The organism is Bradyrhizobium sp. PRIMUS42 (genome assembly GCF_023006515.1).
Classification (GTDB): Bacteria; Pseudomonadota; Alphaproteobacteria; order Rhizobiales; family Xanthobacteraceae; genus Bradyrhizobium.
Window position 1 is genome coordinate 1 of the sequence record NZ_JALBGZ010000209.1, and the last position, 9,082, is coordinate 9,082.

Sequence of the window (9,082 nt, forward strand, 5' to 3'; positions counted from 1 at the left end):
CGACGCGCGTCCATGTCGACCAGACGGCGGTTTCCGGCGCCAACCGCGTGCGCGAGCATCTGCCTGACGAAGCCGAAGAGCTGCTCAAGGGCCGCGTGCAGGTGATCAATCTTTGGCGGCCGATCCGCGGTCCGTTGCGCGATTCGCCGCTGGCGATGGCCGACGGCACGACGGTCGCGCCGGACGATCTGATCGCCTCCGATCTGATCTATCCCAACCGCCGCGGCGAGACCTATTCGGTGAAATACAATCCGAACCACCGCTGGTTCTATTTCCCGGAGATGACGCCGGACGAGGCCCTGCTGCTCAAATGCTATGATTCCGCGACCGACGGCCGCACCCGCTTCGGGCCGCACACCGCGTTCGTCGATCCGACCGCGCCGCAGGACGCCGCGCCGCGCGAAAGTATCGAGGTGCGCACGCTGGTCTTTCACAAACCGTAACAATGTGTGATGGCGCTGCCGGGTGCCGCCCGGCAGCATTTGGAACCTTAGGGAACAAATCCACGTTTGCAGCCGGGCAGGGCCAACCGGGAGGGTTCCGTGCGAGCGCAGACCACCCTATTCTTCTCTCTGGCCAGTTTTTCGCTTTTTGCATTTTCTGTTGCCCATGCCGAAAGCGGGCTCGCCTCCTATTACGGCTATGCGAAAGCCGGCAAAGGCGGCGAGCTGACCTGCGCGCACCGGACGCGCCCGTTCGGCAGCGTGCTCAGGGTGTCCTATGGCAGCCGTTCGATCCAGTGCCGCGTCAACGATCGCGGCCCCTTCATTCGCGGCCGCATCGTCGATCTCTCGGTGCCGGCCGCCCGCGCACTCGGCATGATGAGCGCCGGCGTGGTGCGAGTCTCCGTGGAATAGGCCGGCCCGCGCGCTATAGTGCCCCCGAAAGCGAGGGAGGGGCACCATGGCCAGGATCAGGGTCGGACTTGTCGGCTGTGGCTTCGTGTCGGAGCTGCACATGTATGCGTTCCGGCGCGTCTATGGCGTGGACGTCGAGGTCGCGGCGGTCGCTGCGCGCGGCGATCACGTCGTCGCATTCGCTGATCGCCACAGCATCCCGCGCGTCTATCGCAGCTTTGCCGAGCTGATCGCGGACCGCGAGCTCGACGTCGTCGATATCTGCACGCCGCCCAATCTTCATGCCGAGATGATCGTCGCGGCGATGCGGGCCGGCAAGCATGTGATCTGCGAAAAGCCATTCGCAGGTTATTTCGGCCGTGACGGCGACAAGCAGCCGATCGGCAAGCATGTGCCGAAGGCGCTGATGTATGAGCGCGTGCTCGAGGAGATGGACGCCACCCGCGCGGCGATCGAGCGCACCGGCAAGCTCTTCATGTATGCCGAGGACTGGATCTACGCGCCGGCGGTGACCAAGACCGCGGAGATCCTGAGAGCGACCAGGGACAAGGTCCTGTTCATGAAGGGCGAGGAGAGCCATTCCGGCTCGCATGCGGCCCACGCCGCGCAATGGGCGATGACCGGCGGCGGCTCGCTGATCCGCATGGGCTGTCACCCGCTCTCGGCCGTGCTCTATCTCAAGCAGGTCGAGGCGAAGGCGCGCGGCGAGACCATCCGCGTCGCCAGCGTCACCTGCGATGTCGGCAACGTCACCGCAGGCCTCAAGCCCGAAGAGCGCACCTACATCAAGGCCAATCCCGTCGACGTCGAAGACTGGGGCACGCTCACCGCCACCTTCTCCGACGGCACCAAGGCGACCGTGTTCTCAGGGGACATGATCATGGGCGGCGTGCGCAACCTGATCGAAACCTACACCAGCGGGGGCTCGCTGTTCGCCAACATCACGCCGAACACGCATCTGATGAGCTACCAGACCAGCGAGGAGAAGCTCGCCTCCGTCTACATCACGGAAAAGGTCGACCGCAAAACCGGCTGGCAATATGTCTGCCTCGAGGAAGAATGGACGCGCGGCTACTTGCAGGAGATCCAGGACTTCATGGAATGCGTGGCCACCGGGCGACAGCCGCTCTCCGACCTCGCGCTGGCCTACGAGACGATCAAGGTGAACTACGCGGGGTACTGGGCCGCGGAGGAGGGGCGACGGGTGGTGTTGTGAGGAGGCGCAGCTGCCGCAAGCACGCTGCAATCCTTTTCCCCTTGTGGGAGAAGGTGGCGTAGGCGGCCTTCGGCCGCCGTTCTTAGGAACGCCGAAGCTAAGCTTCGGCTATGGCGCCGGATGAGGGGTTCTCTCCGCGAAGTCAAACGCGAGAGGCTCACGCGCGGAGAGAGACCCCTCACCCGTCTCGCCGCTACGCGGCGAGCCACCCTCTCCCACAAGGGGAGAGGATGCACCGCCCGTGCAGCGTGAACATGTTACGTCCCGTAGGTCGAACCCTTCGGCAACGGAAACACCGGGTCCTGCGTGCGGATATTCGTCGGCCACACCACCGAGATGTGCTGGCCGGCGTTCTGCATCACCACCGGCGTCGAGCGTTCGTTCTGGCCGGATAGCGGCGTGCCCGGCGGGAAGAATTTCACGCCATAGCCCTGGATGGTGCCACCGGCGGGAATGTCGACGTCGAGCGCCGCCTTGCGAATGGCCTCGGGCTCGAAGCTGCCGTACTTCTCCTTGGCCACCGGCAGCACGTTGTTGAGCAGCACCCAGGTCTGGTTGAAGCCCATCGAGCAGTGCGGCGGCACGTCGGTGGCGCCGGTCTTGGCCTGGTAGCGCGAGACCATGGTCTTGATCAGCTCGCCCATGCCCGGCGCAAGCTTGGCGGGATCGAGCAATTGCGCCGGCACCGGATCGATGTTGCAGAAATTGTCGATGTCGGCGCCGAAAGTGGCGCGCAGCTTGTCGAGCTGGCTGTAGCCGGCGCCGGCGCCGAACAGCATCTTGAAGCGCAGGCCGCTCTCGCGCGCCTGGCGCAGGAACAGGGTGATGTCGGGGTTGTAGCCGGCATGTGAGATCACGTCGGCCTTGGCGCGCTTGATCTTGGTGACGAGCACCGAGAGGTCCGGCGCGGAAGCCGAATAGCCTTCACGCAGCACCACCTGAATGCCGGCCTGCCTGGCGTAGGCCTCGTCGGCTGCTGCGACGCCGACGCCGTAGGGGCCGTCCTCGTGGATCAGCGCGACCTTGACGTCCTTGGGATCCATGCCGAGCTTGCCTTGCGCGTGCTCGGCGATGAAGCCGGCAAAGGCCTGGCCGTACTGGTCGGAATGGATCTGCGCGCGAAACACGTATTGCAGGTTCTTGTCCTTGAACACGGCGGTCGAGACCGCGGTCGTGATCCAGAGGATCTTCTTCTGCTGCTCGACCTTCGCCGCCATCGGCACCGCGTGCGCGCTGGAATAGACGCCGTTGATGATGTCGATCTTTTCCTGGCTGATCAGCCGCTCGGCCTCGTTGATGGCCACATCGGCCTTGCTCTGCGAGTCCGCCGCAACGGGGACGATCTTGGTCTTGCCGCCGATGCCGCCCTTCTCGTTGACGAGGTCGATGGCGATCTGTGCGCCGACCGAGGAGGCGACCGAGCCGCCGGCCGCGAACGGGCCGGTGAGGTCGTAGATCAGGCCGATGCGCAAATTCTCGGCCTGCGCCTGGGCCCGTGTCCAATCGAGGCTGAGTGTGGCGGCGGCAGCCGCCGTACCCTTCAGCAGCTGCCTGCGTGAAGTCGGCATCCTATCCTCCCTCAAAACCGTCTTATGATTGGTTGTTGTTTTTTACGAAGTATGGGGAAGGGGATCGTGGAAAGTCAACATGGCGAAAGTCGGGGCCCCGGCAACCGCATATGACGTGTGCGGGTAGGGGGGCCGCCAGTCTCCACGACGTCATGGCCGGGCTTGTCCCGCCTGCGCGGCCGAAGCCGCTTCGGCGAGGCGAAGGCCCGGGCATGACGATGAGGCTGGACGCTACTGCTTGAGGCGGCGCGCCAGATAAGGCGCCGTCTTCCCGCCCGCTTTGGCGACCTGCTCCGGCGGTCCCGATGCGACGATACGGCCGCCCTCGTCCCCGGCGCCGGGGCCGAGATCGATGACCCAGTCACTGTGACTGACGACGTCCATGTCGTGCTCGACCACGACCACGCTGTTGCCGGCGTCCACGATCCGTTCGAGCTGGGCGATGAGCCGCTCGACATCACGTGGATGCAGCCCGGTCGTTGGTTCGTCCAGGATGTAGAGCGTATGGCCCCGTTGCGGGCGCATGAGCTCGGTCGCCAGCTTGATGCGCTGGGCCTCGCCACCGGACAATTCGGTGGCGGATTGGCCGAGGCGGATATAGCCGAGGCCGACCTCGCGGACGACCGACAGCGACCGGTTCAGTGCAGCATCGCCTTCGAAGAAGTCGAAGGCCTCGTCGACGCGCATCGCCAGCACGTCTGCAATGGATTTGCCGCGGATCTTCACCTCGAGCGTCTTGTCGTTGTAGCGGGCGCCCTTGCAGGTCGGGCAGGGCGCGTAGACGCTGGGCAGGAACAGCAGCTCGACGCAGACGAAGCCTTCGCCCTCGCAGGTCGCGCATCGTCCTTTGGCGACATTGAACGAGAAGCGTCCGGCATCGTAGCGGCGGGACTTTGCCTGCGGCGTCGCCGCGAACATCCGCCGCACATGGTCGAACAGGCCGGTATAGGTCGCAAGGTTGGAGCGCGGCGTACGGCCGATCGGCTTCTGGTCCACCACGACGAGGCGGTTCACCTGGTCAAGGCCGGCAACGATCTTGCCGCCGATCGTCTCGACCGTTGGGGTCAGGCCGTCGTCGTCTGCGTCAGTGGCAAGCGAATGGCCGAGATGCGCGGCCACGGTATCGACGAGGAATTGGCTGATCAGGCTAGATTTGCCGGAGCCCGACACGCCGGTGATGCCAGCGATGACACCGAGCGGAATGTCGACGTCGAGGCCGCGCAGATTATTGCGGGCCACGCCCCTGAGCTTCAGATGACCCTTCGGCTCGCGGCGGAATGTCGGCAGCTTCTGTCGTGGATGGGCGAGATAGCGGGCGGTTCGCGATTGCTCGATTTGACCAAGCCCTTCCGGGGGCCCGCTATAGAGAATCAGTCCGCCGCCTTCGCCGGCGTCGGGCCCGACATCGACCAGCCAGTCGGCGTGACTGATCACCTCGATCTCGTGCTCGACCACGAAGATCGAATTGCCGGCGTGCTTCAACCGGTCCAGTGAGCGCAGCAGCGCCTCGGTGTCGGCGGGATGCAGGCCTGCGGACGGCTCGTCGAGCACGTAGACGACGCCAAACAGGTTCGAGCGGACTTGCGTCGCAAGACGCAACCGTTGCAACTCGCCCGGCGACAGCGTTGGCGTGCTGCGTTCGCAGGCGAGATAGCCAAGGCCGAGGTCGAGCAGGACGGTCAGCCGCGCCGACAGATCCTCGCAGATGCGCCTGGCAACGATGGTCTTCTCCGACCTGTCCGTCGAGGCTGTTGCGAATGGCTTGACCAACTCATGCAATTGCTTGAGCGGCAAATGCGACATCTCGGCGATGTCGAGGCCGGCGAACTTGACCTTGAGCGCCTCGGGCTTCAGCCGGGTGCCGTGGCAGGTCGGGCAATCCCGCGTGATCATGAATTGCGCGACGCGGCGCTTCATCATCGCGCTCTCGGACTTGGCGTAGGTCTGCATCACGTAGCGTTTGGCGCCGGTGAACGTGCCTTGATAGCTCGGCTCTTCTTTGCGGCGCAGGGCGCGTTTGACCTCGATGGCGTCGTAACCGGCATAGACCGGAACGGTCGGCTGCTCGTCGGTGAACAGGATCCAGTCGCGCTCCTTTTTGGGCAGCTCCCGCCACGGCTTGTCCACGTCGTAGCCGAGCGTGGTCAGGATGTCGCGGAGGTTCTGCCCCTGCCAGGCGCTCGGCCAAGCCGCGACGGCGCGCTCGCGAATCGTCTTGGTGTCGTCGGGCACCATCGACTTCTCGGTCACGTCGAGCATCCTGCCGATGCCGTGGCAGGTCGGGCAGGCCCCCTCGGGCGTGTTCGGCGAGAATGCTTCCGCATAGAGCATCGGTTGTCCCCGCGGATAATCGCCGGCGCGGGAATAGAGCATCCTGAGCAGGTTCGAGATGGTGGTCACGCTGCCGACGGATGACCGCGTCGTCGGCGCGCCACGCTGCTGCTGGAGCGCGACCGCGGGCGGCAGGCCCTCGATGTCGTCGACTTCAGGGACTTGCATCTGGTGGAAGAGCCGCCGCGCGTAGGGCGAGACCGACTCCAGATAGCGCCGCTGCGCCTCGGCGTAGATCGTCCCGAAGGCGAGCGAGGATTTCCCTGAGCCCGACACGCCCGTGAACACGACGAGCGCGTTGCGAGGAATGCGAACGTCGACGTTCCTGAGATTGTGCTCGCGCGCGCCGCGCACCCGCACGAAGCCGTCATCCTGCATCAGGCCGTCGGATTGTCTTGGTCGATCGTCCATCTCGCCTCCTCCGGCTCCCCGTGAGGGATCAACCGCAGGATCGCAGGATGGGTCCCATGACGCCATGGGGGAGTGCTGTAGAAAGCGGCGGGCGCCGGCGGCTTCGCGGCGCCCTGCTTGATCGTGCTTGGCTCAGTGCCGTAGGGTGGGCAAAGGCGCAGAGCGCCGTGCCCACCATCTCGTCCCGTATCAAAGGGATCGTGGGCACGCTTCGCTTTGCCCACCCTACGATAGCGGTAACTCTCGTCTCAACCGGGCCCTGCGCCTTGCGTCGCGGTGTACACCGCGTAGAGCGACTGGCTCGCCGCCATGAACAGGCGGTTGCGCTTGGGGCCGCCGAAGGTGACGTTGCCACACACTTCCGGCAGGCGGATGCGGCCGAGCAGTTTGCCCTCCGGCGACCACACCGTCACACCGTTATAGCCGACGGCACGCCCGGCATTGCTGGCGGCCCAGACATTGCCGTTGACGTCGCAGCGCAGGCCATCGGGCCCGCACTTCACGCCGTCGACCACGCAATCGCTGAACTTCTTAGGGTTGGAGAGCTTGTTGTCGGCTCCGACGTCGAACACGAAGATCTCGCCCTTGCCGCCGGGGCCGGTGTCGCCCGGCCCCTTGCCGGTGGAGGCAACGTAGAGCTTCTTGTAGTCCGGCGAGAAGCACAGGCCGTTGGGATCGGGCACCTGGTCCTCGGTGACGACGAGGTCGATGCGGCCGGAGGGGTCGATGCGATAGCAATTGGTCGGCAGCTCGCGCTTGCCGGGGGTGAAACCAGCCGGCTGTCCGATCCGCGGATTGAGCTTGCCGCCCGCATTGCTCGGGCCGCCCGCGACGTCAGGCTCGCCTTCGTAGAGCTGGCCGCCATAGGGCGGATCGGTGAACCAGTAGCTGCCGTCGGGATGCGCGACGACGTCGTTCGGCGAGTTCAGCCGCTTGCCTTGATAGGAGTCCGCCAGCACGGTGGCGGTGCCGTCATGCTCATAACGTGTCACCCGCCGCGTCAGGTGCTCGCAGGAGAGCTGGCGACCCTGGAAGTCGAAGGAGTTGCCGTTGGAATTGTTGGAGGGCGTGCGGAACACGCTGACGCGGCCGTCGTCCTCGCTCCAGCGCATCTGCCGGTTGTTGGGAATGTCGCTCCACAACAGATATCGTCCCTGCGCGCTCCATGCCGGGCCCTCGGCCCACAGCACGCCGGTGTACAGGCGCGTGATCGCGGTGTTGGGCTGCGCGAGATCGTTGAAGGAGGGATCGACCGCGATGATGTCGGGGTCCCAGAAATAAGTGGTCGGCGCGCCGCGGGGGCTGAAATCGCGCGGCGGTGTGGTGATGGTGGTCGGCGGTGCGGCGGGTCCGGTCTGGGCCAATGCGGAGCCGGCCCCGGCGATTGTGGCCGCACCGATTGCAAGTCCCTGCACGAGCGTTCGTCGTGAAAGCGCAGCATCCTGGTCACGCTGCTCTTTGTCACGAGCCTCTTGGCGTGTCATCGCGTCCTCCCGATCATGTTCGCTGGCCGGTTGATCCGGCCGAGCAAGGGCGGAGGTTAATGCGGTCCGCAGCCGGTTGCGAGGGGTGGAATCGCATCCTTCACGCGGTGCCGGGTCGCAATCCGGTCATATTCGAATGCACTGGAATTGGACGCGCATTCGGGTCCGCGATGCGCCACCACCAAAGCTCGAAAATGTTCCGCGGGTTTGAGCAATAATTTTCTTGGCGCAAAGCGCGGGGTGCAGCGCGCTCGGTGCCTTGATTTCGCGCGCATTGCCCCGCAGAAACCGTCCGGGGGCGGTGGACGGAGTTGATTGTGGCTGGCGTCATCGTATTGATCGTATTGCTGGGGATCGCGTTTGCGGCCGGCTATTTCACGCGTGAGTTCATCTCCAACAAACGACGTGCGGAAGCACGCCGTTGGCGCGAGTATAACGAGCCGGATTGGCTTCCCGCCAACGCGCCCGCCAACACCAACGAGATCGCGAGCGCCATCCCCGTCATACCCGTGGTCAACGGTGAGCTCGGCCAGATGCTGAACCGTTGGGAGACGAGGGCCCGCGCCCGCCGCGCGGGATAGCTCGAAGTTCTCGTAGCCGTAGCCCGGATGAGCGAAGCGACATCCGGGATTTTTGTGCCTGCCGCATCCAAATCCCGGGTATCGCTTCGCTCACCCGGGCTACGCCGTCGTGCCTGTGTCGGCCTCTGTCAATTCCCTATCGCAAAAATATTCCGCTTTACCGAAATTCGGTTTCGGCGTATGTGTTGCGCATCCTGATCCGGCGAAAGGGGCGGTCGTACGTCGTCACGAGCCGCGGATCGGGGAGCGGTGGACGCGGCAGCGTCGTGCACGAGAGGTGGGAGCAGGGCGGGCGAACCCCGTGAGGTCCCGGCGGCGTGCGGACGAGCGGCGCTTGAAGCGTACGGCCAAATCGCGTGGTCCTGGCTGTCGTTGCTACAGCCAAGCCTTGCGGAGGTGTGGGCCGCCCGACCGGGCGAAGCGCGCCGTCAATTCGCGAGGTGACGGAGGCAAGCAGGAACTCGTCTCCGGGGAGAGCGCGCCATACGCCGTCAAACATCGCGCAGGGAAGGCCGGACGTTTCCGGCTTCACCTGTCATCCGTTGTGCATTGCGTGTGCATTCTCATCGCACGACGGACAAGCGGGTGCCAGCCGGCGCCCGGCCTTCCCTGCGCCCTTTCGCTATGAGGGCGT

The 9,082-nt window shown here is 65.1% G+C and carries 7 protein-coding genes; 4 read left to right on the forward strand and 3 right to left on the reverse strand.

Going from position 1 to position 9,082, the window contains the following annotated elements:
- From MOV75_RS17375 to MOV75_RS17385, 3 genes are all read left to right on the forward strand, one after another.
- A partial coding sequence (locus MOV75_RS17375) for a CmcJ/NvfI family oxidoreductase (protein ID WP_309486947.1) occupies positions 1 to 443 on the forward strand: 443 nt, incomplete at its 5' end.
- Positions 444 to 542: 99 nt separating this feature from the next.
- Positions 543 to 857 (forward strand): septal ring lytic transglycosylase RlpA family protein, encoded by a 315-nt coding sequence (locus MOV75_RS17380; protein ID WP_246927582.1) that lies wholly within the window; start codon positions 543 to 545, stop codon positions 855 to 857.
- A 46-nt stretch (positions 858 to 903) separates the two neighbouring features.
- Entirely contained in the window at positions 904 to 2,073 is a 1,170-nt protein-coding gene (locus MOV75_RS17385) for a Gfo/Idh/MocA family protein (RefSeq protein ID WP_246927583.1), read from the forward strand.
- 257 nt (positions 2,074 to 2,330) lie between these two features.
- Here MOV75_RS17385 and MOV75_RS17390 read toward each other — a convergent pair whose 3' ends face one another.
- From MOV75_RS17390 to MOV75_RS17400, 3 genes are all read right to left on the reverse strand, one after another.
- Positions 2,331 to 3,641 carry an ABC transporter substrate-binding protein gene (locus MOV75_RS17390; RefSeq protein WP_246927587.1) on the reverse strand — a complete coding sequence of 437 codons (1,311 nt, stop codon included), beginning with the start codon at positions 3,639 to 3,641 and terminating at the stop codon, positions 2,331 to 2,333.
- A 231-nt stretch (positions 3,642 to 3,872) separates the two neighbouring features.
- The gene (uvrA, locus tag MOV75_RS17395; protein WP_247006258.1) at positions 3,873 to 6,383 is read right to left on the reverse strand and encodes an excinuclease ABC subunit UvrA; all 2,511 of its coding nucleotides are present in this window, start codon (positions 6,381 to 6,383) and stop codon (positions 3,873 to 3,875) included.
- Positions 6,384 to 6,631: 248 nt separating this feature from the next.
- Complete coding sequence (locus MOV75_RS17400; protein WP_246927592.1) at positions 6,632 to 7,867, reverse strand: SMP-30/gluconolactonase/LRE family protein; 1,236 nt, start codon at positions 7,865 to 7,867, stop codon at positions 6,632 to 6,634.
- A gap of 317 nt (positions 7,868 to 8,184) precedes the next feature.
- On the opposite strand from MOV75_RS17400, the gene MOV75_RS17405 reads away from it, so the two are divergent.
- Positions 8,185 to 8,448 (forward strand): hypothetical protein, encoded by a 264-nt coding sequence (locus MOV75_RS17405; protein ID WP_246927595.1) that lies wholly within the window; start codon positions 8,185 to 8,187, stop codon positions 8,446 to 8,448.
- The last annotated feature ends 634 nt before the right edge of the window (positions 8,449 to 9,082 follow it).